This window comes from Streptomyces mabaensis (assembly GCF_053763515.1).
In genome coordinates this window covers 245414-270091 of record NZ_JBSOPZ010000004.1, presented here as the reverse complement: position 1 = coordinate 270091, position 24678 = coordinate 245414, and the positions used below count along the sequence as shown (strand labels likewise).

Sequence of the window (24678 nt, the reverse complement as noted above, 5' to 3'; positions counted from 1 at the left end):
ATCTCATGGACGGCTCAGCGCGCGAGAGTGCAGAACTCCGTAGCCTGCTGAAGGGTGTGGACAGGGCGCGAGGCTCTGGGGCGAGCGTCTGGATCGGTCTGGGAGCCGATTTATTGCCGCGTGCCGTCGAAGTGCCACGGCAGTTGAAGACCATGCCGCTGTTCGCCGGGGACGTCCTGGACCCCGCTCAGTCGCATGGTCACGTGCTGGTTCAGATTGCGGGGCGGACCGAGGCTGTCGTCCAGGCGGCCTGGGAGCACGTGGTGAAGACGGCTCCAGGGTGGCGGATCCGGTGGCAGATTGACGGGTTCCGGTCCGAGAACCGGGTCGAGGGTGGCGCCGGGCTGACGCGAAATCCGTTCCATTTCACCGAGGGATTCGGCAATCCGGGCAGTGAGCGGGAGCTCGCAAACCGGGCGCTGGTGCGGGCCGGTCAGGGGGAGCCGGAGTGGGCGGTCGGCGGGAGTTATCAGGTGGTGCGGATTGTCCGGCTGGCGACCGAGCTGTGGGACAGAGACTCCCTGCACGAACAGGAGCGGATCGTCGGGCGCCGCCGCGACGGGCGGTGGCTGGATGGCACACCTGTCGGTGAGAAGCCGAACCTCACGGCCGACCCCACGGGGAAGCTGACACCACTGGATTCGCACGTGCGACTGGCGGCTCCCGACCGGCGCAATCCGCCGCCGATCGTGCGGCGCAGCTACAGCTACGACCGCGGCGACGGCGACACCGGGCTCATCTTCTCCTGCTTCCAACGGGACTTGGAACAAGGCTTCGAGGACGTGCAGAAGCGACTGCAACACGAGGCCATGGCCAAATACCTCCTCACCACCGGTGGCGGGTACTTCTTCGTACCGCCGGCCGACGGGACCTGGATCGCGGCCATGTTCTCGGAGTGAGCCGAGCGAGCAAGAATGCTCCGTCTGGGACCGGCTGTTGGGTCCGACGAACATCAACTTTGGGCCCTGGGGCCCATGCCATAGGACCCGGTTCGCACTAGCGTACGTGGCAGGTCTGGTACGTGGGGGGAACAAGTGAGTACGGGTTCGCTGGGCAGCTCGGCTGCGGGTGGGGCGAGTTGGACGCCGTGGGTACCGGGGGAAGGCCGCCGGGAACTGCCGCGGACCGTACAGGCGGCGCAGGTGCTGCTGTACGCGCAGTTCGGCATGACGCTCCTCTACGTCCTGACGGTGCTGGCCATGGTGCCGTACTACAGCGGCGAGTTGTTCGGGCTGCTGGTCTACGACTCGCTGCCCGCCGTCCTGGGAGTGTTTCTGGCCCGCCGGGCCTGGTCCGGCGGCCGGTACATCAACTGGGCACTGATCGCGGCTGCGGCCCTCGTCGGGTTGCAGGCGATCGGATCCCTGCGGTACGGCGATGCGCGCGGCCTGACACAGCTGCTGCTGCCGGTGGCAGTGATCGTGCTGCTGTGCCGCCCGGCATCCAGGGAGTGGTTCGCCCTCCCGCTGGACAAGCGGTCGGAACCACGGCCGTTCAGCCTCGCCCGCATGATGCGGTGGCGGCCCCGGGACGAGGGGCAGACCGCCGTGGAGTACATCGGCCTGCTCGTGGTCGTGGTGGCCGTCATCGGGGGCCTGGTGGTGTCCGGGATCGGTACGGAGATCACTTCGAAAATCAGCTCGGCGATCTGCTCCATCGGGGGCGGCGGTGACTGCGACGGCGCGGACGACGGTACGGCTCCGGTGGCCGGTGGAGACCCGGAGGGCGGTACGGAGCCGGAAGGCGGCACCGGAGACCCGGACGGCGGGGAGAGCGGGGATGCTCCGGCCGGCGGGGATGCTCCGGCCGGCGGGGACGCTCCGGCCGGTGGTGACAGCCCGGACGGCGGCCCCGGTGATGAAGTGCAGGGCGGAGATTCGCCCGCGGCGGGTGGCGACGACGACTACACCACCCAGGACGGCTATGGGGACGGGCCCGTCCAGCTCGCGCCCGGGCCGATGGACGATCTCGGCTCCGAGCTGGACGAGTGGCAGAACGACCAGGAGCGGAACGACAAGACCTTCGGTGACCACTTCCGCGGCTTCTTCGTGGCGCCCGCGAAGAGTTTCGTCAAGGGCACAAGGGACTTCGTCAAGGACCCGGTCGGCGAGGTCAAAGCCGGCCTGGTGGGCCTCAAGGACTACTCCTCGGACTGGTTCTCGGAACGCGGCGACCGGATCTCCGGTGCGTGGAACGACGGGAATCCGCTGGAGGCCGGCTTCGAGGTCGTCAGTACCCCCTTCAGCTTCGTCAGCGATCTCGCGGTCAACACCGTCGTCGACAAGGAGAACTTCGACAAGGGGAACTGGGGCGCGGGGCTTGGCAACACGGTCCTGAACGTCGTCGGCATTTTCAGCCCGAAGTCGATCAAGAACCTCAAGAACCTGCCGAAGAAGCCCAAGGGCGCCGAGGCTGCCGGCGACGCGGCCGAGCGCGCCCGCAAGGCGGCGGAGGACGGCAACCTCGACGAGGCGATCAAGCACGCCGACGAGGCGCAGAAGCACGCGGACGAGGCCCGTAAGAAGGCGGAGAAGGCCGGCTGCACCATCGCGATGGGCCCGCGCATCCCGTACGGGGAGCAGCAGGCGCCGCGCGGCAGCCTCGGCGTGTCCGGTTCAGGCCGCGGTGACCTGGCGGCTTCGCCGGGCGTGCTCGCCTTCGTGGTGGCCGAAAAGAAGTGCGGCGACGACGATGCCGCCGCCGACGCACGCGATGCGCAGCAGCAGGCACTGGACGCGCGCGCCGACGTGCTCCGCCTCGCCATGGAGGAAGCCACGAAGGATCGCGTCCACGTACAGCCGGACCTGCTGGACAACCTTCTGAAGAAGGCGAAGGACGATCCGGACCCGAACAAGAAGGAGATCGGCAAGAAGGATGCCGCTGACGCCATCGACGAGCTCACCGACCTTCTGCAGCAGAAGAACGTCGACCCGCTGAGCCGTCAGCAGCTGGCGCAGAACGCGCTGAACTCGACGAACAAGGACAAGCTGGCCGAGAACATGGCCGAAGCCAATGTCACCCGTCGGGTTGCGAAGAACGAAGCCGCGGAAGGCAGCATCGTCTACTCGGGCGTGGGCGACGAGAAGAAGAACCGTTCCAAGCTGCCCGACGGAAACGGCGGCGAGATCGATGTCACCGGGATTCCGGAAGTCGATGTCGTCTACCGGGGCAAGGACGGCAAGACCCATGTGGTGGAGGTCAAGAACAGGGGGCAGGCGACCACCCAGTACTCCTTCCCCAAGCAGGTCGAGCGGCTCGGCGATTGGCAGAAGAAGAACCCCGGCCGGCAGGCACGCTACGAGATCGAGTCCAACGACAACTGGCACCAGGTCTTCGACCAGTTCCAGTACAAGCCGCAGAACAAGACGGACAAGGCGGCCAAGAAGCCGAAGGAGCGGCCGCCGGGCAACCCGGCGTCCGAGATGGCGAGGCACGACGTCGGGGTGCGCATCGCCGGCCAGGATGTATCGCCGTCGCAGCTCAAGAAGATGGAAGCCGCGTGGAACGCCAAGTCCGACACGGAGAAGTACGAAGCCCGGATGACCGGCAAGATGAAGGATCCGAAGACGGCCATGGAGTACCTGGGCGTTTCATGACGAGCGATCGGAACACGACCATGGGCGAGCGTGCTGATCTGGACGCCCTGGGAGCGGCGCTCGACGCCCTGCCGCCGCCGCGGTTCGTCTGGACGGATGAGCTGCATGACCTCTACGAGCGATCCGAGCACGAGTCGGATCTGCCGCTCACGGATGAGCAGAGGGAGGTGTTCGCAGGGCAGCGGCGCCGGGAGCAGTTGTCCTCAGCTGCTCATGAGCTGCTGCGGTCCCTGGAGGAGCAGGCGGAGAAGGGCGGTCTGCAGTCCGCCGCCGTACGTGCCGAGGCGGTCCGATTGGCGGAGCGCTGTGCGCGGGCCGGCCTCGGGGCGTCGGATACGGCGGTGCACTTGCTGTATGCGCTGGGCGCGCCGGCCGGTGAACAGGCCCTGATGCGTCTGGTGCGCGACGAGTCGGTGTCCGAGGACCAGAGGCTCAGGGCGCGTGAGTATCTGATCCGGCTGCGCCGTGCGGGTTACCGTGCCTCCGCGGAGGAGTCCGCGGAGGGCGAGGAGCCGCTGCTGCCTGCCGTGGTGAGGGAGATGCCTGAAGCCTGGGGGCTGGGCTTCAACTGGTACGACGCGGTTCCCGTGACCCGGGAGAACGTCGACCGCGCGCGGGCGGTGCTCGAGGCGCTGCTGCCTGCCGAACGGCTTACGTGGCCCGAGCCGCCGCCCCGGTGGGAAGGTGACTGGGACGAAGACGCGTTTGAGCGGCCGGAGTGGCTTGAGATCCGTATCGTGCTGAATGAGCTGATGCCTTACGCACGCCTGGTTACCCGGGAGCGGATGGCTGAGTTGCAGCGCGAGTGTGAGCTGGTGGGTCTGGACGCGGGTCTGGACGCCGGTTCCGAGGACTTCGTCGAGCGGTGGATCGTACGGATCAGGGCGTGGATCTCCGGAGAAGCCCTTGACTGGGTCGGTCGCTATGGCCGTGGGCGGCTGGATGAGATCACGCCATGGGCGATGGACCTCGCCGAGCTGTATGTGCAACGCGACGCCGCCGCGGAAGAGGCGGTGGGGATGCTCCGGCTGACGAACGAGGAACCGCGCAGTCGCGAGGTCTCGACCCGCCTCGCGGCCGATGAGTCGCTGCGGCCCGAGGTCCGGATGCTGGCCACGAACGCCCTGAGGTAGGGCGGCGCGCATCCAGCCGAACTGGGCCCAGAGCCTGCGGCTTTGGGTCCTGGGGCCCATGACGGGTCCGTCGGCCTCGAAGTAGCGTTCGGATCATGTCTGTAACGGGTGGCGGATTCACGGGAGTTGGGCTGCAGGGCGCGTACGGGGGTTCGGGCGCCGCCCAGGTGCCGCCCGTGTACGGGTCCGGCAGGCGGCCGAGGCCACGGCCGTTGCGGGTGGCGTTGGTCCTGGTTCGCGTGCTGTTCGGGTTCACGGTGCTGGGCGCGTTCGGGGTGCTGCTTGCGGCGTCGTCGGTGGATGCGGTGGACGGCGAGCTGCTTGGGCTGCTGCTGTACGCGGCTGCGCCCGGGGTGGCCGGGTTCGTACTCTCCCTGCGGGTGTGGCTGGGCGGAGTGTGGGTCTGGCGGGGCCTGCTGGGTGTTCAGGGCTGGCTGATCCTCGGGGCGTTGCGGATCCTGGGGGAGGGCGATGGCCGTGGTGTGACGCAGCTGGTGCTGCCGGTCGTCATCATCGTGCTGCTGTGCCGGCGGCCGGTGCGTGAGTGGTTCCTGCTCGAGGAGCGTGAGCGGGAGGAGTGGCGGCCGTTCAGCCTCTCCCGGATGATCCGGTGGCGTCGTGACGGCGGTCAGACGTCGGTCGAGTACATCGGACTGCTGGTTGTGGTGATCCTGGTGATCGCCGGTCTGGTGACGGCCGGGTTCACGTCCGAGATCGGTAAGACGGCGGGATCGAAGATCTGTGAGGCGGTCGGCGGTTCGGACTGCGGCGGGGACGACGGTGGTACGAACGTCGAGGCGGGCGAGGGCGCGGACACCGAGGGCGCGGATACCGAGGGTGCCACCGGCTCAGGCGGCACGGACGGCGGCAATGGCTCCGGCTCGGGTGGTGCCGCGAACGGCGGTGGGTCCTCCGGCGGTTCGGGATCGGCGTCCGGCGGTGACGCGGCCACCGGAGGGGAGTCCACCGGCGGAACCGGCAGCGGCTCCGGCGGAACCGGAGGCGAGTCCACCGGCGGAACCGGCGGCGGCTCCGGCGGCACCCAGGCCGGAGAGGGCACCGACAGCGTCGTCTACGAGGACACCGACGACGACAGGAGTGACGCCGCCGAGGGCGAGCCCGGCTGGGAAGGGGACGCGCCGGCCGACGACGGAGGCGGCGACGAGGAGGAGGAGGACTGCGGGGGCTGGGGCTTCTTCTCCTGCGCGGCCGACCGCGTCGGCCAGGTCGGCGAGGGCCTCTTCGTCGACGGGTTCTGGGGCGACGTCACCGGCATCGGCGACCTCTTCAGCGCCGACACCTGGTCGGGGATGGCGGACTACGGCAGCGCCCTGGGCGACCAGTGGTCCAAGGACTCCAAGGACGCCGGCGAGAAGTGGGAGAACGGTGACTACTTCGACGCGCTGACCGACTGGGGCGGTGCCTCGGTGAACACGGTCGTCAAGGTCGGCGACGACATCTTCGTCGGTGACGACGTCCGCGACATGTGGAACAACGGGGAGAAGACGAGGGCGGCCTCGAACGTCGTCTGGAACGTCGGCTCGTTCTTCATCCCTGGCTACAACGGAGCCAAGGTAGCCAGCAAGCTCGGCAAACTGGGCAAGCTCGGCAAGTTGGGTGCACTCGGCAAGGCCGCGGAGAAAGCCTCGAAGGCCGCCGAGAAGGCCCGTAAGGCGGCTGAGAAGGGCGATGTCAAGGCGGCGGAGAAGGCGGCCGACGAGGCGCAGAAGCACGCCGACGACGCAGCGAAGGAGCTGGCGGACAAGGGCTGCGTGATCCGCTCCGCCCCGGCTCCGGCCCGGATACCGGTCGGCGGTACGCCACCGTCCTTCGCCGGCGGGGTCAACGCCGCGGGCGAGTTCCGGGCGGCCTACCGCGTCAACGGCAGGCCCGTCGTCCTCGTCACCGGGAAGCCGAAGGGCTGCGACGGCGCCAGCCAGGAGGAGATCGACGCCGCCGAGAAGGCGCAGAAGGACGCCGACGCGGCGAAGGCGGCGGAGAAGGAGGCCGGCCGCAAGGCGGTCGCGAAGTGGAAGAAGCCCTCCTGGTACGGCGACCTGAAGAACCCGCGCAAGGGCTCCGTGGACGGCGGCGACGGCAAGTGGAAGTCCAAGAAGTCCGTCGCGTACGGGCCGAAGATGGAGAACTGGATGCGCTTCCAGGAACAGGTCTCCAAGGTCAAGCGCGGCAAGGAGTACGCCGTGAAGGACCCGAAGACCGGCCGGGACGTGGACTTCGACGGCTGGGACTCGGCCACCAAGACGTACAAGGAGGCCAAGTTCGGGTACGGCAAGAAGGTCCGGCCGGATGGCACCCTGGAGCCCGCACAGGCGAAGAAGTTCGTGGAGCAGGCGCGGCGGCAGCTGCGTGCCGCGAACGGCAAGCCGGTGGAATGGAACTTCTCCAACAAGCAGGCGGCCGACGCGGCGCAGAAGGCCTTCGACGAGGCTCGTGTCAGGGTGATCGTCAAGCACACGCCCTGGGAGAAGTAGGCAGAAGCAGGGGAGAGGCAGGAACATCCACCATGACCGAAGTGATCGTGACGGTCGAATGGGGACCGCGCGGCGAGAGCCCGCAGGTACTGGCGGAGCGCTGGCTCAGCCTGCTCGACAGGCTGACCGCGGCGTCCGGCGGTGAGCTGGGCCAGTGGCGCTGGGACGTGGACGGCCCCGCGCCGGGTCCGGCGGTCCCGGCGGACGCGAAGGAGTTCGCCGCGGCGCTGGAGGCGGCCAATCCGCAGGACGACGCGGACCTCATCGGCTGGACGGGCTTCGTGGTGGGCCGGCAGCCGGACGGCGGCTACGCCCGGCTGCGGATCTCGGCCGGCGGGACGGACGAGTACACGCCGTTCACCGCCACGCTCAACCTGTTCGCCGGACCCGGCGCGCAGGCCCCGCCGCTCGACGGCCGGTTCGATGCGGTCCTGGCCGTACTGGCTGACGTGTGGGACGCGGACTGCGGTCTCGTGTACGACCGTGAGCTGTTCGAGGCGGTCAAGTCGGCGTACGGCCTGTCCGCCGCGGACCCCCGGGTGGGATGGGCGGTCCACCTCTCCGCGAACCGGGCGGCCCGGGTTCCCGAGGACTTCCCGGCGCGGCGTCTGGACGCCGGGCACGGGGGAGCGGTCCTCGCCATCGGCACCGTGACGCAGGAGGTGCTCGCCGCGCAGCGGATCCTGGCCGATGCCGGGGCGCTGGAAGCGCTGCCCTTCCCGGCGGACCGGCCCAAGCTGTGACCGGCCGGGACGCGCTGGAGTTCAAGGCGGCCGTCGACGCCCGCGTCGCCGCCATCGAGGCCCTGGCCACGGCCGGGTTCGCCCCGCCGTGGCCGGGCTGCGTGGATCCGGGCCGGTCCGCGTACGGCGAGGACTTCGCGATCGTGGCGCTCCGGGTGAGCGAGGAGTTCTGGGACGACGAGGACGGCGAGGCCCTCGTCGCCGCCCACGAGGAGTTCGAGTCCGAGAAGTGGGGCGTGATTCTCGCCCTCGACACGCGCTGGGGTGAGCGCGTGCGGGTGGAGATGGAGCCGTACGCAGAGCTGGACGCGGAGGGCGCGGCGATGCCGCCGTTCTTCGCGGCCCTGTGCGAGCTGGGCTACTTCGACGACCTGGCGGTCTGGCGGGTCGGCGACCGCCGGCTCGCGGTCGGCGCCGGGCAGATGGACGCGGAGGAGCCGGTGGTGCTCTTCGCGGCGGTGACGAGTTCGGACGAGGGCTTCCCCGGCCGGGGTCACTGAGCCCGGCGACGGCCCCTCCCGTCCTTGACTGGGCCCCGGGCCCCGGTCCTGCGGTTTGGGTCCTGGGTGGCCCATGTCTTCGGGCCCGCCGGACTTTGGGCCCGCGACCCGTGACCATGGGGTCCCAGGGCCCATGTGCCCCATCCCCGGCGCTGCTTGGCTGACGGCTGTTGACCAGTCGATGCGACAGCAGTCCGTACGGGAGATGCCGTGAAGCAGGGCGAGGGTATTCCGCAGCCAGGCACGCATGGCCGTGGGCATGAGCGTGGGCACGGCCATGGGCGTGGGCGTGGCCGTCGACGAACGCGATTCGGCGACCAGGGGCAGACCGCTGTCGACTACATCGGCACCCTCGTAGTCGTCATCGCGGCCGTCGGGGCGCTCGTCGCGACCGGCATCGGACAGCAGATAGCCGCCGAGATAGCCGCGGCCATCTGCCGGGCGGTCGGCGGCAACTGCACCGCGTCCACCCCCGAGGGCACCGGCCCGAAGACAGATGCCGACTTCGAGCCGAAGCTGTGCAACCTCTCCACGGATACCGACACATCCGGCGGCAAGGCCAAGATCGGCTGGTTCGAGTGGGGCGAGGAGTACGGCTTCCAGGAGAAGGTCTTCCAGGCCAAGACCGATGTGAACGAGGACGGCAAGGTGGACGGCGACGACAAGATGGTCTACCTGACCTTCACCGACGCGGCGTCCGCCGGCGTCACCGGGAGTACCCCCGGTGTGAAGCTCGGCAAGCTCGGCAAGGCCGATGTCGACCTGGGCGCGGGGATCAAGGTCACCAATGGCGACACCTGGGTCTTCAAGAGTGAGGCAGAAGCGAAGGCGGTTCGCGAGGACCTCGAAGAGCTGAAGATGTGGGAGCAGAGCAACCGGCACAGCAATGCCCGCGGCGGTGGGCTCGGCAACAGCCTCCTCTACCTCTTCGGCAAGGGCCCGATGGCCAAGGAGGAGGAGCTGCGCGACCGGATCGAGAAGAGGCTGGGAGACGACCGGCAGATCAGCCAGGCCTCGGCCGACGTCAACGTGTCCGCCGACGGCGGCCTCAAGATCAGCGCGGGCGACGACAAGAAGCTGTCCGCCGCGCTCGGCGGCAACGTCAAGATCTCGCCCGGAGTGACTGTCACCACCGACAACTTCCGCAAGACCAAGTCGTACACCTACACCGCCAAGCTCGATTACGGCACGGAGGCCACGTACGAAGCCGGGCCGGTCAAGGGCGGCTCCGGCGCACAGGACGCCCGGACCGGAGCCATGACCGTCACGCGTGATCTGGAGACGGGCGAGCTGCTCAGGATCGACCTCGCGCAGACCGTCGAGAAGGGCAGGACGTCCGACAAGGCCGACATCGGCGGCGACAACGGTAAGAAGGACGACGACAAGCGCGGCGGCAAGGGCAAGGTCAAGGGCGGCGACAGCGATGTGACGATTGAGATCGAGACCAACTCGGTCGTTTTCGACAAGGACCCCGAGCCGGGGGACCAGGAGCAGGTGGCCAAGGACCGTGCGACGGCCGAGGCCTGGCTCGACGGTTCCGGTGACAACACGGCGCCCTTCACGTACATGTTCACCGATCACGACCTGACGAAGGCCGCCGGAAACGACAGCGCCTTCGACCGGATGATGTTCCAGCGGGGAATGTCCAGCAGGATCGCGTACGACGGCACCATCAACGCAGAGGAGTACGGATTCGAGATCTCCCTCGGCGCGAGCCTCGGCTTCTCGATCTCGAACGAGAAGAAGAGCGAGTCGCTGAGCGAGGCGCAGTTCCTGGGGGCGCCCCGTGCGGACGGCAGCCGCGCGTATGTTCCCTACAGCTACTGTGCGGGCTGAGAGAGAATTCGCACCCCGTAAGCCACCCGACGAGCCAGAGAGTGAGCAACTCCATGAAGGTCCGTAACGCCCTCACTCGTGGTGCCGGTTCCCTCGCCGCTGCTCTGCTGGCCGGCGCTCTGCTCGCCAGCTGCGGCACCAAGGGGACCGCGGCGGAGGTACCTGACGGGTGGGGAACGCTGGACACCAGGAGCCTGACGGTCGGCTACCCCGAGGGTTACCAGGAGCAGCCGGCGAGCGAGCGCAGCAAGCACAATGCCGCCGTGGCGCTGCAGACCGCGGGCGGCCTGCGGACCGGCATGGTCTCCGTACAGCTCGACTTCGCGACGGGCGTGAACAGCCCGGAGGAGGCGGAGGCCGCGGCGGGGGCCGGTGTGGGCCTCGGCTCCACGCACAAGGGCAACTCCGACGTCCAGCTGCACGGGGACGAGGAGGCGTCGGAAGCCAGGCGCCTCGACTACGAGTTCACGTCCACGGGGGAGGAGCGGACCCCGAAGAAGGGGACCCGTATGACCGGTGTGCTGGTGGCCGGGCTGGACTCCAAGGGCACCTGCTTCGCGGTCCGGATCAACGCGGTGAAGGGCTCGCTCACGGAGGCGCAGATCGACTCGTTCGTCAACAGCATCACCGTCAAGTGAGGGCCGGCCCGACCATGGACGACCTTGGCGCCGTACTCGGACTCGGGCTGGCCATCGCGTTCTTCGGCTGGCTGACCGTTCACTACCTGCGCCGTGCGCTGAGGATCCGCCGAATCCTGCGCCGAGGGGTGACGGCTCCGGGCGTATGCGTGCGGGTGGAGTCCAGTTCGTTCGACTCGGACACCCACCCGAGCGTGGTGCACACCTTCAGTTTCCGGACCGCCGACGGCAGGACGGTCGAGTTCGACGAGGCCGCGGCGCGCCGCATCCGGCAGGGGGACGCGGTGACCATCACCTACGACCCGGACGCCCCGGACCCGTCCAAGGCCGCGACCAGCGCCGGGCCCGGGTTTGGGGGGCCGGTCAGGCGCTACATGCTCTCGGGTATCGCGGTGGGGCTGGTCACCCTGGTCTGGATGGGCATCGCCGTCGGCGTCCTGGCCGGCTGACGTTCCTGGCAGGGGTGGTTTTCAATGATCGACCGTGAATTCGCCGTCCGGCTGGTGGAGGCGCAGCTGGAACGTGAGTCGCCGGGGCAGTTGCTGGTGGCGCATGTTGAGGAGCACGAACTGGCGTGGATTGTCTCCTACCAGTCCGCGGAGTATGTGCGGACGGGAGACCCCTCTCAGCTGCTGGTGGGCAATGGCCCGTATCTCGTCGATCGCGTTGATGGCGGACTGCACTCGATTGGTGTGGTGTCCTCGGTCACCGGCGCGTGGGAAGCGGACTACCGGACCCGCATCCGGAAGACGGCAACACGAACAGCGGTGGACAACCTGCACGACGAGATACGCCGGACGACAGCAACTCGCGGTCGGATCTTCGCCATGCACGTGCTGCGACAAGCGATTCCGGCGCTTGCTCACGCGGAGGTCGTCGAGTACGTCAATGCTCTGCAGAGCGGCTCCGCACCGGCCCATCTCGTGGCAGTCTCCACCAAGGCCCTCGTCCCCGAACCGGACCCCGTCCTCAGCGTCCACACCATCCAGAGAGGACGCACACGGGCCGGCTGAAAGCTGGGCCCCACATGGGCCCCAGGGCCCATGACGCGCCCGGAAACCGCTCGTAAGGTCTGCAGTGTGGAACCGCTGCTGATCATTCTCGCCGCCGTATGGGGTGCCGCCGCCGGGCTGTTCGTGCCGCGTGCCGCGTACCGGCTCTCCGTCGAGCCGGAGGAGGACACCCGCGATGCCTGCCACGCGGGCCACCCCCTCACGGGCCCGGCCCGTGGCTGGCTCGGCCGTGCGCACTGCCGCGACTGCGGCCGTGCCCGCGCGGCCCGTACGACGGTGACGGCCGGTACCGCGGCCGGTGCGGCGGCCGGTGCCGTGGCCGACACCTCCGCACCCACGGCCTCCCTGCCCGCCGCCCGTTACGCCCCCGAACTCATCGCCCCCCTCGTCACCGCACTGGTCTGCGCCGCCCTCGCCGCGGCCACCGGTACTCGGCCTGAGCTGGTCGTATGGCTGTTGCTCGCCCCCGTCGTCGTACTGCTGGGCGCGATCGACCTGGCTGTCCACCGGCTGCCCGATGTCCTGACCCTGCCGCTGGCCGTCGCGACCACCGCGCTGCTGGGCGTTGCGGCCCTGCTGCCTGAGTCCGCGGGATCCTGGCCGAACGCGCTCCTCGGTGGACTCGCCCTCGGCGGCGGGTATTTCGTCCTCTTCCTGATCAACCCGAAAGGCATGGGCTTCGGCGATGTGAAGCTGGCCGTCAGCCTGGGAATAGCGCTGGGCTGGTACGGCTGGCCGGTGCTCTTCGTCGGCGCCTTCGCCGGCTTCCTGTTCGGCTCGGTGTACGGACTCGGCCTCGTCGCCCTGCGCCGCGGGGGCCGTAAGACCGCCATCCCCTTCGGGCCGTTCATGGCGGCGGGAACCCTGACCGGTCTGCTGCTCGGCGCACTCGGCGCCTGACGCAACTCCGGGACGCCGGCCCATGTCTGGTCGTCCAGTGCGGTGGAGTACCTGGGAGTCTCGTGATGACGACGGAAGACGACACGGAGGCGCCTCTGCTCCCCGAGGCCGTACGCGCCCTGCCGTACTCCTGGGACTCCGCGATACGCCAACTGACGGCGGAAGGACCGGCCTGAGCGGCGCGGGACCTGCCCCGCCGGCCCGTAGTTGATCACCCACGCGCTCAGCTACTCCCCGGTGGTTCCATCGATGCGCTCGCGGAGCAGGTCCGCGTGGCCGTTGTGCCTCGCGTACTCCTCGATCATGTGGGTGAGGATGTAGCGCAGCGAGTACACCTCGTCGCCGTAACGCCCGGGGGTGTCAAGGGATTCGGCGGCGTTCACGATCGCGCGGGACCGCGCGCACTCCTCGTGCCAGACCTTGAACGCTTCGTCGGGATCGGCTGAGTCGATGTCGAACTCGGCGAACTCTCCAGGCCGGCCCCCCGGCCAATGGGCCCTGGCCCGCTCGTCGTTCAGCACGTTGCGGAACCAGCCCCGCTCCACCTCGGCCATGTGCCGTATCAGCCCGAGCAGGGACAGACCCGAGGGGGAAACGGCTCTTTCCCTGAGCTGCTCGGTGGTCAGCCCGGCGCACTTCAGGGCCAGGGTCTCGCGCTGGTACTGAAGGAAGCCGGTGAGCGTTGCACGCTCGTCGGCCACCTGCGGAGGTGCACTTCTCTGCTGATCTTCCATCGCGTCATCATGCCAAGCGATGCCAAGCGGGGTGCTTGCGGCCGCCGCCTACGGCGAGCGAGGTGTCAGACTTCCGTGATGGCCTCAAAGACGATCAACGCGGCGGCCGCCGGCACCTGGAAGCTCGGCGACCTGACAGTCAACCGCATCGGATTCGGCGCGATGCGCCTGACGGCGAACGCCGACGGGTCTCCCAGCGACCGGGACCGGGCGATCACCGTGCTCCGCCGCGCGGTCGAACTCGGCGTCAACCACGTCGACACCGCCGCGTTCTACTTCTCGCCGCTGCGCTCCGCCAACGAGCTGATCAACAACGCACTGGCCCCCTACCCGGACGACCTGGTGATCACCACCAAGGTCGGACCGGGCCGGGACCCGTCGGGGGAGTGGTGGTGGGCCACCCCGGGCCTACTGCGCGGCCAGGTCGAGGAGAACCTGCGCCAGCTCGGCCGCGACCACCTCGACGTGGTGAACCTGCGCGTCCCGAGGAAGGAGACGACCGGTTCGATCGCCGAGCATTTCGGTGTACTGGCAGACCTGCGCGCCGCCGGACTCATCCGCCACCTGGGCATCTCCAACGCCAGGCCCGACCACCTCGCCGAGGCCCAGGCCCTCGCGCCGGTGGTGTGCGTGCAGAACCCCTACGGCGTCGGCGCGTCATCCGAGGACCACGATTTCCTGCACGCCTGCGGTGAGGAGGGCGTCGCGTTCGTGCCGTTCTTCGCCATCGCCGGTGCCGGGCGAGAGGCGGGCGCAAGCGACGCCGACAGTGCCGAGGTGCTCGCCGTCGCGCGCGCACACGGGGCGACGGCCGCGCAGGTCCGGCTGGCATGGACGCTGCAGCGCGGACCGCACGTACTGGCCATCCCGGGCACCGGCAATCCGGACCACCTGACCGACAACGTGGCCGCCGGCGCGCTGCGGCTCTCGGCGGACGAACTCACCCTCCTCGAGTCCCTCCATCCGGTTGGTGAGTAAGTAATCCCGTGGCCCGGTGGTCGGGCTGTCCGGGAACATCCACCGGGTGGAAACCAAACCCGCCGGGGCGCTCCGGCTCATCCGCGCGAACCGGCCGTTCCGCGTGCTGTGGGCCGCCCGCACGGTGTCCTTCCTCGGCGACTCCCTGAGCCTCGTCACTCTGATGCTGTACGTCGCGGACTCCACCGGGCAGGCCCTGGCGGTGGCGCTGCTGCTGCTCGTCGGCGACTTCGCACCGGCGCTGCTCGGGCCGCTCACCGGCGTGATCACCGACCGGTTCGACCACAAGCGGGTCATGATCACCTGTGAGCTGGTGCAAGCGGCGCTGATGGCACTGATCGCGCTCTGGCTGCCCGCCCTGCCCGTACTGCTCCTTCTCGTCGGGCTGCGTGCGCTCGCGGGCCAGATCTTCCAGCCCGCCTCGCGCGCGATCGTTCCCTCGCTCGTACGCGACCGTGACCTCGAGGGTGCCAACGCCGCCGTGGGGCTGGGCACCAACGGCGGCGAGACGCTGGGCCCGCTGGTCGCGGCGCTGCTCCTGCCGCTGCTGGATGTACGAGGCGTACTGCTGGTCGACGCCGGCACGTTCCTGCTGTCGGCGGCGCTGCTGGCCCTGCTGCCCGCGGGGCGGCGGGGGCCGTCGGCGACGGCCGAGGGGACCACCGCGAGGACGGTGTGGAGCGACACGAAGGACGGCCTGCGTCACATCACGACGACTCCGCTGCTGCGGGCGATCGGGCTCGGCTTCTTCGCCGTGGTGGCGTTCAACGCGGTCGACGACGTCGCGCTGGTCTTCCTGGCCAAGGACACGCTGAACGGCGGCGACTCCGCGGTCGGTCTGCTGCTGGCGGCGGTCGGCATCGGGCTGTTCGCGGGGTACGCGTTGCTCGGCAGCCGGGGGCCGAAGCTCTCGATGACCGTACTGCTGCTGGTGGGCTTCGCGGTGAGCAGCGCGGGCAACCTGCTGACCGGCCTGGCCTGGTCGGTGGCCGCTGCGTTCGCCGTGCAGGCGACGCGCGGCCTCGGCATCGCGGCGATGGACGTGGCGACGAACACCCTGATCCAGCGGACGGTGCCGACGGGGCTGCTGGGCCGCGTCTTCGGCAGCCTGTACGGGGCGATCGGGGTGGCCGCGGCGGTCTCGTACCTGGCGGGTGGAGTGCTGCTCGACGCCACGAACCCGCCGGTGGTCTTCCTGGCGGCGGGCGCGGGAGGGCTGCTCGCGACGGCAGCGACGGCGCTGGCGCTGAGGGGGGTGGGGGGACGGGGGTGACGGCCGCCGGGGTTCGTTGTGCGGCGAAACCCGGGGCCGCCCGGTTGGTGAGTATGGCGGGCCGGGTCGGACCGTCAAGGGCGCTCCTGCGTCGCGTCGCTGCGCGATGGCCTACGGCCACCCCTGACCGTCCGCCCCGTCCCGCTGGTGCGGATGAGTGTCGGGCGGCCCCGGGGAGCGGGGCCCCACCTGAGGCTCGGGGCGGCCGCGCTGTGTTCAGTGGCCTCGGTCCGGCGGATCACCCCAGAAACTCGGCTCGGGGCGGCTGGGATTGCCCCCGTGGCGGCCTTCGACGGGTTCGTCAGCAGGCGTGCGACCTCACCTGCGGGTGAGGCCCCTCCCCTCCTCGGCCGAGCCCTCTACAGGGCTGGCGACACTGTCCCGTCACCCTGTCTGACCTGGGATTTTGTATCAGTCGAACCTATAATTGCCTGATGGGGAAAGGGGTTCGGATGGACCGGAACATACGCACCGTGGACGATGTTTTGAGGCTCCTGGACGGCCTGTTCGATGAGGAGGCCGACCGATGGACGGCCGGCGCGGCCTCTTGGTGGGACGGCTTCTACGAGGACCGCTCAAGGCCGGTGCCGTTCTTCGTGGCCAAGCCGGACGAGCACCTGGTCTCGTACCTCGACCGCGGCCTGATCACCGGGGGTCGTGCCCTCGACCTGGGTTGCGGGCCGGGCCGCAACGCACTCCATCTCGCCTCGCTGGGCTTCGAGGTGGATGCGGTCGACCTCTCCCCGGCGGCCGTCGCCTGGGCCGAGGACCGCGCCCGCGAGGCGGGGGCCGAGGTCCGATTCCACTGCGGCGACGCCTTCGCCCTCACCGGTACCGAACTGGGCGGCCCGTACGACCTGATCTGCGATTCCGGCTGCTTCCACCATCTGCCGCCGCACCGCCGCATCAGCTACCTCGACCTCATCGATCGCCTCCTCGCCCCCGGAGGCCATTTGGCCCTCAGCTGCTTCGCATCCGGCGAGATGGGGTCCGAACTCCCCGACTCCGACTTCTATCGCCAGTCCCGCCTCCATGGCGGCCTCGCCTACACACCGGAGTCCCTGCGCTGGATCTTCTCCGACCTGACGGAGGTCGAACTGCGCCGCATGCACGGCGAACCGCCCGAGTCGCCCCGCTTCGGCGAACCCTTCCTCTGGACAGCCCTGTTCCGCCGCGAGACCAGCGAGTAATGCAGTTCTAATGCTCAAACTGCATACGCCTGACGGTAGCTCAACGGGCGCCAGGCCCTGTGGCTGGCAAGCCACAGGGCCTCGCGCCGGCGCACACCGCACGCCGCGCGTTCAGAGTTCGGACAGCGACAGCTCCCACCGTGCGGTGTCCCGGTCGTGGGGGCAGCACCAGAAGACCCGGCCGTTCCCGACCGACACCGCCATCGGGTGTGCGTGGCCGGGGCACGGTGGAAACGGCTCGCTGCCCAGGTACTCCTGGGCCACGTCGGCAATCGCGTTGGCGAGATCCGACGTCAGGTGCGGTCCATCAGCCGCTGCGTTGGCAAAGACGCGTAGTGGCACGTCGTCGACGCTCACGTCGATCGCGGCTGCCGGGTAGTCCGTGGTGTTGTCGAGCTGAAGACCGAGGAGTCGAGCCGCGTCTGCCTGCTGCACCGAATCGTCGAACGCGGCCACGGCCATCACGACGACGCGGTGGTCGCTGAGGTCGGTGAGGGACTGAGCCACGCGTTCAGCGGCCGTTCGGACACGAGCGAGCAGATCAGCGGACGACGACAAAGGTTCCACCCACATTGAGTACCGCGGTTCCGGGCCGACCGCCGGCATTGACGCGGAAGGTCATCGTGTCGTGCCAGCTGAGGAGGTCACCACTGGTGATGCCGCCCTGAGTGCCGTGCAAAAAGTACCCGACCGGCACGTTGTGCGGAGCGTTCTGGCCAATCTTGCGGCTCCCCTTGTACCAGGAGAGGCCCTTCTCCTGCATGTTGCCGACGGCGATGGAGACCAGCTTGGAGGAGACGCGGTATCCCCAGTTCACGTTGTTGTGTCGGCAGTTGTACCGAACATCGAATCGTCCGTTCCGGTCCGTGATGACGGTATTCGATGTGCTGCACTTGATGACACGGTACTTGGGCCCGGGGTCGCCGCCCATCGGAGTGAGCGTCTCAACCGAGCCGGGCGGGGTGGCAGTGGTGGCTGCCGGATCTGCCGGATCGGCCTGCAGACTGTCTTCCAGCGTCTCTCGGACTTCGCCCGCCGTCTCGGGTGATACTGCGTCGTCAAGGGTCACCGTGAGCGATGAGTCGGTCCCGTCCACCGTGATGGTGTCGACTTCGGCCGGAGCCGGCGAAGCGTGAGCAGCCGCAGCGGTAGTGGTGGCGGTGACTGCGAACGAGCACGCAATGGAACCGGCCAGAACGGCACGCTGGATCTTCTGTATGAACATGTTCCCCCACAAGTGAATTGGCCCCGGTTGCCCGGGCTGCTGCCCTGGGTGGTGTCTCTGGGGCACGAGAAGATGACGTCCGTGCTTCCCATGAAGAGTGAAAGCCCGGACTGCAGTCCGTTGTGGTTCTCTGGCGGTGGTCAAGCGCAAGAGAATGGCGTTGCCGGCTGACTGCGCGCCCATGGTTTCATCGCGTGAGTAATGGATCTACCTCGCCGATAAAAACCGGACAAGGGTTGGCCGATAGATGGTCCTGCCCCGCCCCGCTCAGAGCGCCAAATGCATGATGTGCAGGCCGACATAACCCTTCGTCGGGTGGCGGAAGCCCTCCGGGACCGTGCCCACCACCTCGAAGCCGATCGACCGGTACAGCTTCACCGCGTACTCGTTCGTCTCCACGACCGCGTTGAACTGCATCGCCCGGTACCCCGCCGCGCGTGCCCACTCCACCGTGTACTCGCACAGCGCCCGGCCCACGCCCCGCCCGCCATGCGCCGGGTCGACCATGTAACTGGCACTCGCGACGTGCGAGCCATTGCCCGCCTGGTTGCGGTTCATCTTCGCCGTACCGAGGACCACACCCGCGTCGTCCACGGCGACGACCGTACGGTTCGGTGCCGACAGCAACCACCAGTCGAGGCCGTCCTCCTCGCCCAGGTCGAGCGGATAGGTGAAGGTCTCGCCCGCGGCGACGATCTTCTGGAAGAACGGCCAGATGACGGGCCAGTCCTCCGTGGTGGCTTCTCTGATCAGCATGTGGACAGGATGCCGGTCTTCGTCGGCCCAGTCAGTCGATTTGCATCCCGGCGTACGGGTCCGGCTCGCCCGTGTCCGGGTTCAGTCCGGCCAGCCAGCGCCGCTGCTCCTCGCGCCAGTGCACGAACCGCGGCGGGGCTCCGTCCCAGAAGACGAGGCTGACCGGGCAGTCCTCGAAGTCGTCCAGGAAGAGCCTGCGCAGGAACTCGGCCATGCCGTACGGATGGACCATGAACCTCGACGACGTGTGCCGCCCGACGACCAGCACCGGCCAGCGGTCCGGGTCGGGGTCCGTCGTCAGCCAGCACAGGATGTCCGGACCGGCGGTGATGCCCCAGGCCAGGATGGATTCGGGGTCGATGTCGAGCGGGCTCCGGCCGCCCTCCGTCTCCCACGTGTAGCGGGCGTTCGCCGTCTCGCTCGCGATGGAGCCGGGTTCCCACTGCGGACCCTGCTCCGGCAGCGGCAGCAGTACGCCGGCCTCGCCGTTGATTCCACCGCCGCCGTAGGTCGCCATGAAGGCCATGTAGTCGGCGGGGAAGCGGGTCTTCCAGACGGCCTCGGCGGCTGCCCAGTCGACCTGCTCGTCGGCTCCGTGTGCCGGCGGCATGATCTCGGACAGCGCTCTGACATGTGGGTTCTCCCCCATGGCCCCTACCCCTCTCCGTGCCCGCCGTGCCCAGCTCCAGCCCGATCAAGCCTGATCAAGGATGCCGTACGCAACCACGCCGGCCGCCGCTGGGCCCCGCCCCCTGTCACCGCATCTGGCGGCGCCAGGGCGCGCAGTCAGGAAGACGGCCCCGCGGCGATACTCACCCGCACGCCCGGCCGCATGCCCCAGCGCTCCATCGCGCCGGCCTCCGCCTCCAGTACGTGCCGCGAGCGCAGCCGGGGCAGGCCCAGCCGGCCCGGTTTCATCGTCCGAACCGCGATGACGTTCAACTCCCGGTCCAGGTAGGCGACATCGATCGCGAAGCGCATCCGGAACGTGTGCACGCTGCCCGCCGGGCTCAGCAGGATCGCCCCGTCGATACCGTCGCGGCCGAGCAGCCCGCGGGTTCTGGCGCGGTACGAGGCCGCGATCTCCAGCCGTACCCGGGCGCCTTGTCCCGCGCCCGCGCGCTCACCCTCGTCCCCGACCGTCAGCGTTCCCTTGCCGTCCTGCCAGCGCCGCCCCATGTCCCCCAGCCCTCCGCGTCGAATGCCGGCCGAGCGTACCGTCGTCTCCGTATCCGCGCTTCCTGACCAACCCCAACGGCATGGGCTTCGGCGACGTCAAGCCGGCGCTCTCGCCGGGGGTCACTCTTGGGTGGTACGGGTGGGGGGTACTGCCGCTGAGCGCCTTCGCGGGCTTCCACTGCGGCGCCGTATGCGGGCTGGGCCTTGTGCCGCAGGGCCGGGCGGGCCGCAGGACGGCCGTGCCCTCCGGTCCGTTCATGGCGGCGGGGGCGTTCGCCGGGCTACTGCTGGGCGTACTCGGTACGTAATCCCGGCGAGCCGGTGCACGCGACTCCCCATACGAGGGGTTATGGTGGAAACCCCCCCTCGGGCCGGTCCGTATCCCCCCCACGGACCGGCCCGTTTTTCTGCCCACGTTCCTGTGAACGGGCCATGAGCACGCTGTGAACCGGGACCGGAACCGGCCGGGTCCCGCCCGCCTCAGCCCCGGTTCGCCCAGATGTTCGTGCCCGGCGTGGACACCGCGAACGAGTCGATCTCCGTCAGCTCCTCGTCCGTCAGCTTGGCCCCGGCCAGCGCCGCCACGTTCTCCTCCAGCTGCCGCACGCTCGACGCGCCGATCAGGGCCGACGTCATTCGCTCGTCCCGCAGCACCCACGTCAGCGCGAGCTGCGCCAGCGACTGGCCGCGCCGCTGCGCGATGTCGTTGAGTCCGTTCAGCCGGCGCACCACCTCGTCCGAGAGCAGCTCCGGGTCCAGCGACTTGCCCTGCGTGGCACGCGAACCCTCCGGGATGCCCTTGAGGTACTTGCCGGTGAGCAGCCCCTGCGCGAGCGGCACGAAGGAGATGCAGCCCATGCCGGCCTCCTCCAGGGTGTCGAGCAGGCCGTCGTCCTCCGTCCAGCGGTTGATCATGGAGTACGAGGGCTGGTGGATGAGCGCCGGGACACCCATCTCCCTCAGCAGCGCGGCTGCCTCCGCCGTCTGCTCCGCGTTGTACGAGGAGACGCCCACGTACAGCGCCTTGCCCTGCTGCACGGCGGACGCGAGCGCGCCCATCGTCTCCTCCAGCGGGGTGTCCGGGTCGAAACGGTGCGAGTAGAAGATGTCGACGTAGTCGAGACCCATGCGGCCGAGCGAGGCGTCGAGCGAGGACAGCAGGTACTTACGGGAACCCCATTCGCCGTAGGGCCCCGCGTGCATCAGATAACCGGCCTTGGTCGAGATGATCAGCTCGTCCCGGTACGCCGAGAAGTCCTGCGCGAAGATCTTGCCGAAGTTGAGCTCGGCGGAGCCCGGCGGCGGACCGTAGTTGTTCGCCAGGTCGAAGTGCGTCACGCCCAGGTCGAACGCACGGCGCAGGATCTCGCGCTGCGAGTCCAGCGTGCGGTCGTCGCCGAAGTTGTGCCAGAGGCCGAGCGAGACGGCCGGGAGCTTCAGGCCGCTGCGCCCGGTGCGCCGGTACTCCATGGAGTCGTAGCGCGCGGCATCTGCCCGGTAGGTGGCGTGGAGAGAGGTTTCAGTCACGCTTCCCTCCCTATCACGTACTTGTGACACACCTGGGTTGGGCCGCTGACAGCCCCGCGCAGTAATGTGGCGGCCCGGGGGACTGGACGGACACCGCACGGAGTCATTGCACGGAGGGGCTGGAAGATCGTGAACCTGCGCGACCTGGTGTACGGGCTCTACGCACGCCGGGTGGAAGGCCGACTCGACCACGCCCAGGTGCCCAAGCACATCGGCGTCATCCTCGACGGCAACCGGCGCTGGGCGAAGGCGTCCGGCGGTACGACCGAGCAGGGCCACCAGGCCGGCGCGGACAAGATCCTGGAAATGCTCGGCTGGTGCGACGAGACCGATGTCGAGGTCGTCACCCTCTGGATGCTGTCCACGGACAACCTCGACCGCCCCGAGGAGGAGCTCCGCCCGCTCCTCGGCATCATCGAGAACACGGTCCGCAACCTCGCCGCCGACGGCCGCTGGCGCGTCCACCACGTCGGCACGCTCGATCTGCTGCCCGCCCGCACCCAGTCCGTACTGAAGGAGGCCGAGCAGGCCACCGCGGGAACTGGGGGTACCTCCCAGGCCGGAGGCTCTGGGGGAGGGATACTCGTCAATGTCGCAGTGGGCTACGGCGGCCGCCAGGAGATCGCCGACGCCGTGCGCTCGCTGCTCCTGGAGCACGCGGACAAGGGCACCTCCTTCGAGGAGCTCGCCGAGATCATCGATGTCGAGCACATCTCGGAGCACCTCTACACGCGCGGCCAACCGGACCCCGATCTGGTCATCCGTACGAGTGGCGAGCAGCGCCTGTCCGGCTTCATGCTCTGGCAGAGCGCGCACTCCGAGTACTACTTCTGCGAAGTCTTCTGGCCGGCCTTCCGCAAGGTGGATTTCCTGCGCGCCCTGCGCGACTACGCGGCCCGTCACCGCCGCTACGGCTCCTGAACCCCCGCTCCCCGGTCCGCCCCTTCTTCACCACTCGTTCACGAACCGTCCGTCATATGCCATGGCATGACGGCGGGTGTTCGAGGGAATATCCCTTCCAGGTCGACGTCCGAAAAGCATCGTCGGAGGACGTCGCATCTCAGTGGACGGCATGGGGCCGTCCACCCGGGAGGCCCTTTGCACCAGGACGACCGTGCGGTTCGTACGAACCACGTGGACGCGACGGAGGGTCGGCGCCCGGCCCATGCATCGTGGCCTGAGCCGACCTCATCCGAGGGGGTACGTCCTTCCGTGGTGACCAGCACAAAGCGCCGCATGCCCGACAGGCGCACCTACGTTCTCGACACCAGCGTCCTGCTGGCCGACCCCAACGCCGTGACCCGCTTCGACGAGCACGAAGTCGTGCTCCCGATCGTGGTCATCACGGAGTTGGAGGCCAAGAGGCACCATCCGGAGCTCGGCTACTTCGCCCGGCAGGCGCTGCGCCTGCTGGACGACTTCCGGATCCGGTACGGCCGCCTCGACGCCCCCATCCCGCTCGGGGACCTGGGCGGCTCGCTGCGCGTCGAGCTCAACCACTCCGATCCCGGCGTACTCCCGGCCGGCTTCCGTTTGGGGGACAACGACTCACGGATTCTCGCGGTCGCACGCAACCTGCAGGCCGAGGGGTACGACGTCACGGTCGTGTCGAAAGACCTTCCGCTGCGCATCAAGGCCTCCTCGGTCGGGCTGCTCGCCGAGGAATACCGGGCAGAACTGGCCATCACCGACTCCGGCTGGACCGGGATGAGTGAATTGTCGCTCTCGGCGGAGCAGGTGGACCTCCTCTACTCCGAGGACACGCTGTATGTCCCGGAGGCGAGCGACATGCCCGTCCACACCGGCCTGGTGCTCCAGTCCGAGCGCGGCAAGGCACTCGGCCGCATCACCGCCGAAGGCAACGTCCGCCTCGTCCGGGGCGACCGGGAGGCCTTCGGCATCCACGGCCGCAGCGCCGAGCAGCGCATCGCGCTCGACCTGCTCCTCGACCCCGACATCGGCATCGTCTCGATGGGCGGCCGGGCGGGTACGGGCAAGTCCGCGCTGGCGCTGTGCGCGGGCCTCGAAGCCGTACTGGAGCGCAGGCAGCACCAGAAGGTGATGGTCTTCCGGCCGCTGTACGCGGTGGGCGGGCAGGAGCTCGGCTATCTGCCCGGCACCGAGGCCGAGAAGATGAGCCCCTGGGCGCAGGCGGTCTTCGACACGCTGTCCGCCGTGGCCGGCCGTGAAGTGATCGAGGAGGTGCTGGGCCGCGGCATGCTGGAGGTGCTGCCGCTCACTCACATCCGGGGCCGCTCGCTGCACGACGCGTTCGTGATCGTCGACGAGGCGCAGTCACTGGAACGGAACGTCCTGCTGACCGTTCTGTCCCGGATCGGGGCGAACTCCCGAGTCGTACTGACCCATGACGTCGCCCAGCGCGACAACCTCAGGGTCGGGCGGTACGACGGAGTGGTCGCCGTGGTCGAGAAGTTGAAGGGGCATCCGCTCTTCGCGCATGTCACCCTCACCCGCTCGGAGCGCTCGCAGATCGCCGCCCTCGTGACCGAAATGCTGGAGGAAGGGTAGTTCTTTGCACCTTTCGCCCCCTTCCGGTAGGAGTTCGTAACGGACCCTCCAGGCAAAAGGGGCAAGGCAGTTGGCGCCGCCCGGCAAAGCGAAGGAGCTTAGCCGGGCGGCGCCGGGCTGCGCGCCACTTTCCGTAAAACACCTGGGACAAACGAGGTGTGAGCTTTCACACGCAACGGAGAATTGCTTCCCGCCCTCGGCCTACGGCAGAGTCTTGCTTCCGTCAGGCCCCGCATACGGCACACCCGTACCTCCAGAGGTACGGAGCACCACACAACTCAACAGCCGTAAGCCGTATGCCGCCCGAGCACCACGCGGCGCTCCTCGCAAGGGGAGTTGCCCACGGGCCCGTGTCTCCCGTGACCAGTCATCAGATGGAGACCAGCGCCAGGGGCACGATTGCGTCCGCGAGGTCACCGCTGCGGAAGCTGCTGGA

Annotated in this window: 24 protein-coding genes; 17 read left to right on the top strand and 7 right to left on the bottom strand. The window is 69.0% G+C overall.

The window, feature by feature from the left end; translation table 11 throughout:
• The first annotated feature begins 5 nt into the window (after nt 1-5).
• From ACWV17_RS05670 to ACWV17_RS05620, 11 genes are all read left to right on the top strand, one after another.
• Nucleotides 6-899, top strand: a complete 894-nt coding sequence (locus ACWV17_RS05670; protein ID WP_455358747.1) for a Dyp-type peroxidase — start codon at nt 6-8, stop codon at nt 897-899.
• A 135-nt stretch (nt 900-1034) separates the two neighbouring features.
• The gene (locus ACWV17_RS05665; protein ID WP_455358721.1) at nt 1035-3596 is read left to right on the top strand and encodes a hypothetical protein; all 2562 of its coding nucleotides are present in this window, start codon (nt 1035-1037) and stop codon (nt 3594-3596) included.
• Nucleotides 3597-3616: 20 nt separating this feature from the next.
• Nucleotides 3617-4729, top strand: coding sequence for a hypothetical protein (locus ACWV17_RS05660; RefSeq protein ID WP_455358720.1), 1113 nt, complete (start codon nt 3617-3619; stop codon nt 4727-4729).
• A gap of 95 nt (nt 4730-4824) precedes the next feature.
• Nucleotides 4825-7221, top strand: a complete 2397-nt coding sequence (locus ACWV17_RS05655; protein WP_455358719.1) for a Tox-REase-5 domain-containing protein — start codon at nt 4825-4827, stop codon at nt 7219-7221.
• A gap of 32 nt (nt 7222-7253) precedes the next feature.
• Nucleotides 7254-7964 carry a hypothetical protein gene (locus tag ACWV17_RS05650; RefSeq protein ID WP_455358718.1) on the top strand — a complete coding sequence of 237 codons (711 nt, stop codon included), beginning with the start codon at nt 7254-7256 and terminating at the stop codon, nt 7962-7964.
• Nucleotides 7961-8464, top strand: a complete 504-nt coding sequence (locus ACWV17_RS05645; RefSeq protein ID WP_455352736.1) for a hypothetical protein — start codon at nt 7961-7963, stop codon at nt 8462-8464. Before ACWV17_RS05650 ends, ACWV17_RS05645 begins: the two co-directional genes overlap by 4 nt.
• Before the next feature lie 210 nt (nt 8465-8674).
• Nucleotides 8675-10300, top strand: a complete 1626-nt coding sequence (locus ACWV17_RS05640; RefSeq protein WP_455358717.1) for a hypothetical protein — start codon at nt 8675-8677, stop codon at nt 10298-10300.
• Nucleotides 10301-10353: 53 nt separating this feature from the next.
• Complete coding sequence (locus tag ACWV17_RS05635) at nt 10354-10938, top strand: hypothetical protein (protein WP_455358746.1); 585 nt, start codon at nt 10354-10356, stop codon at nt 10936-10938.
• Nucleotides 10939-10952: 14 nt separating this feature from the next.
• Nucleotides 10953-11387, top strand: coding sequence for a DUF3592 domain-containing protein (locus tag ACWV17_RS05630; RefSeq protein ID WP_455358716.1), 435 nt, complete (start codon nt 10953-10955; stop codon nt 11385-11387).
• 24 nt (nt 11388-11411) lie between these two features.
• Complete coding sequence (locus ACWV17_RS05625) at nt 11412-11951, top strand: YrhB domain-containing protein (protein WP_455358715.1); 540 nt, start codon at nt 11412-11414, stop codon at nt 11949-11951.
• Between the two features lie 66 nt (nt 11952-12017).
• Nucleotides 12018-12851, top strand: coding sequence for a prepilin peptidase (locus ACWV17_RS05620; RefSeq protein ID WP_455358714.1), 834 nt, complete (start codon nt 12018-12020; stop codon nt 12849-12851).
• 227 nt (nt 12852-13078) lie between these two features.
• Here the strand turns inward: ACWV17_RS05620 and ACWV17_RS05615 are convergent, their stop codons facing one another.
• Nucleotides 13079-13585 carry a DinB family protein gene (locus ACWV17_RS05615; RefSeq protein ID WP_455358713.1) on the bottom strand — a complete coding sequence of 169 codons (507 nt, stop codon included), beginning with the start codon at nt 13583-13585 and terminating at the stop codon, nt 13079-13081.
• A gap of 78 nt (nt 13586-13663) precedes the next feature.
• Between ACWV17_RS05615 and ACWV17_RS05610 the strand changes: the two genes are divergently transcribed.
• The 3 genes from ACWV17_RS05610 (at nt 13664) to ACWV17_RS05600 (ending at nt 17026) form a co-directional block, all read left to right on the top strand.
• Nucleotides 13664-14563 carry an aldo/keto reductase gene (locus ACWV17_RS05610; protein ID WP_455358712.1) on the top strand — a complete coding sequence of 300 codons (900 nt, stop codon included), beginning with the start codon at nt 13664-13666 and terminating at the stop codon, nt 14561-14563.
• Nucleotides 14564-14609: 46 nt separating this feature from the next.
• Nucleotides 14610-15836, top strand: coding sequence for an MFS transporter (locus ACWV17_RS05605; RefSeq protein ID WP_455358711.1), 1227 nt, complete (start codon nt 14610-14612; stop codon nt 15834-15836).
• Between the two features lie 452 nt (nt 15837-16288).
• The gene (locus ACWV17_RS05600) at nt 16289-17026 is read left to right on the top strand and encodes a class I SAM-dependent methyltransferase (protein ID WP_455358710.1); all 738 of its coding nucleotides are present in this window, start codon (nt 16289-16291) and stop codon (nt 17024-17026) included.
• A 111-nt stretch (nt 17027-17137) separates the two neighbouring features.
• Here the strand turns inward: ACWV17_RS05600 and ACWV17_RS05595 are convergent, their stop codons facing one another.
• From ACWV17_RS05595 to ACWV17_RS05575, 5 genes are all read right to left on the bottom strand, one after another.
• On the bottom strand, nt 17138-17533 hold the full coding sequence (locus ACWV17_RS05595) for a hypothetical protein (RefSeq protein WP_455358709.1): 396 nt from the start codon (nt 17531-17533) through the stop codon (nt 17138-17140).
• Between the two features lie 34 nt (nt 17534-17567).
• Entirely contained in the window at nt 17568-18251 is a 684-nt protein-coding gene (locus ACWV17_RS05590) for a hypothetical protein (protein ID WP_455358708.1), read from the bottom strand.
• A 267-nt stretch (nt 18252-18518) separates the two neighbouring features.
• Nucleotides 18519-19007, bottom strand: a complete 489-nt coding sequence (locus ACWV17_RS05585) for an N-acetyltransferase family protein (RefSeq protein WP_455358707.1) — start codon at nt 19005-19007, stop codon at nt 18519-18521.
• A gap of 31 nt (nt 19008-19038) precedes the next feature.
• Nucleotides 19039-19656, bottom strand: a complete 618-nt coding sequence (locus tag ACWV17_RS05580; protein ID WP_455358706.1) for an SMI1/KNR4 family protein — start codon at nt 19654-19656, stop codon at nt 19039-19041.
• A 137-nt stretch (nt 19657-19793) separates the two neighbouring features.
• A complete protein-coding gene (locus ACWV17_RS05575) occupies nt 19794-20186 on the bottom strand; it encodes a DUF192 domain-containing protein (RefSeq protein ID WP_455358705.1) in 393 nt (130 codons plus the stop codon).
• Nucleotides 20187-20266: 80 nt separating this feature from the next.
• Here ACWV17_RS05575 and ACWV17_RS05570 point away from each other — a divergent pair, with 80 nt between their 5' ends.
• Nucleotides 20267-20494 (top strand): hypothetical protein, encoded by a 228-nt coding sequence (locus tag ACWV17_RS05570; RefSeq protein ID WP_455358704.1) that lies wholly within the window; start codon nt 20267-20269, stop codon nt 20492-20494.
• Between the two features lie 172 nt (nt 20495-20666).
• On the opposite strand, the gene mgrA is transcribed toward ACWV17_RS05570, so the two are convergent.
• Entirely contained in the window at nt 20667-21713 is a 1047-nt protein-coding gene (gene mgrA, locus ACWV17_RS05565) for an L-glyceraldehyde 3-phosphate reductase (RefSeq protein WP_455352723.1), read from the bottom strand.
• Between the two features lie 129 nt (nt 21714-21842).
• On the opposite strand from mgrA, the gene ACWV17_RS05560 reads away from it, so the two are divergent.
• Both ACWV17_RS05560 and ACWV17_RS05555 read left to right on the top strand, forming a co-directional pair.
• The gene (locus ACWV17_RS05560; RefSeq protein WP_455358703.1) at nt 21843-22634 is read left to right on the top strand and encodes an isoprenyl transferase; all 792 of its coding nucleotides are present in this window, start codon (nt 21843-21845) and stop codon (nt 22632-22634) included.
• Nucleotides 22635-22925: 291 nt separating this feature from the next.
• Nucleotides 22926-24242, top strand: a complete 1317-nt coding sequence (locus ACWV17_RS05555; RefSeq protein ID WP_455352722.1) for a PhoH family protein — start codon at nt 22926-22928, stop codon at nt 24240-24242.
• Nucleotides 24243-24678 lie beyond the last annotated feature (436 nt).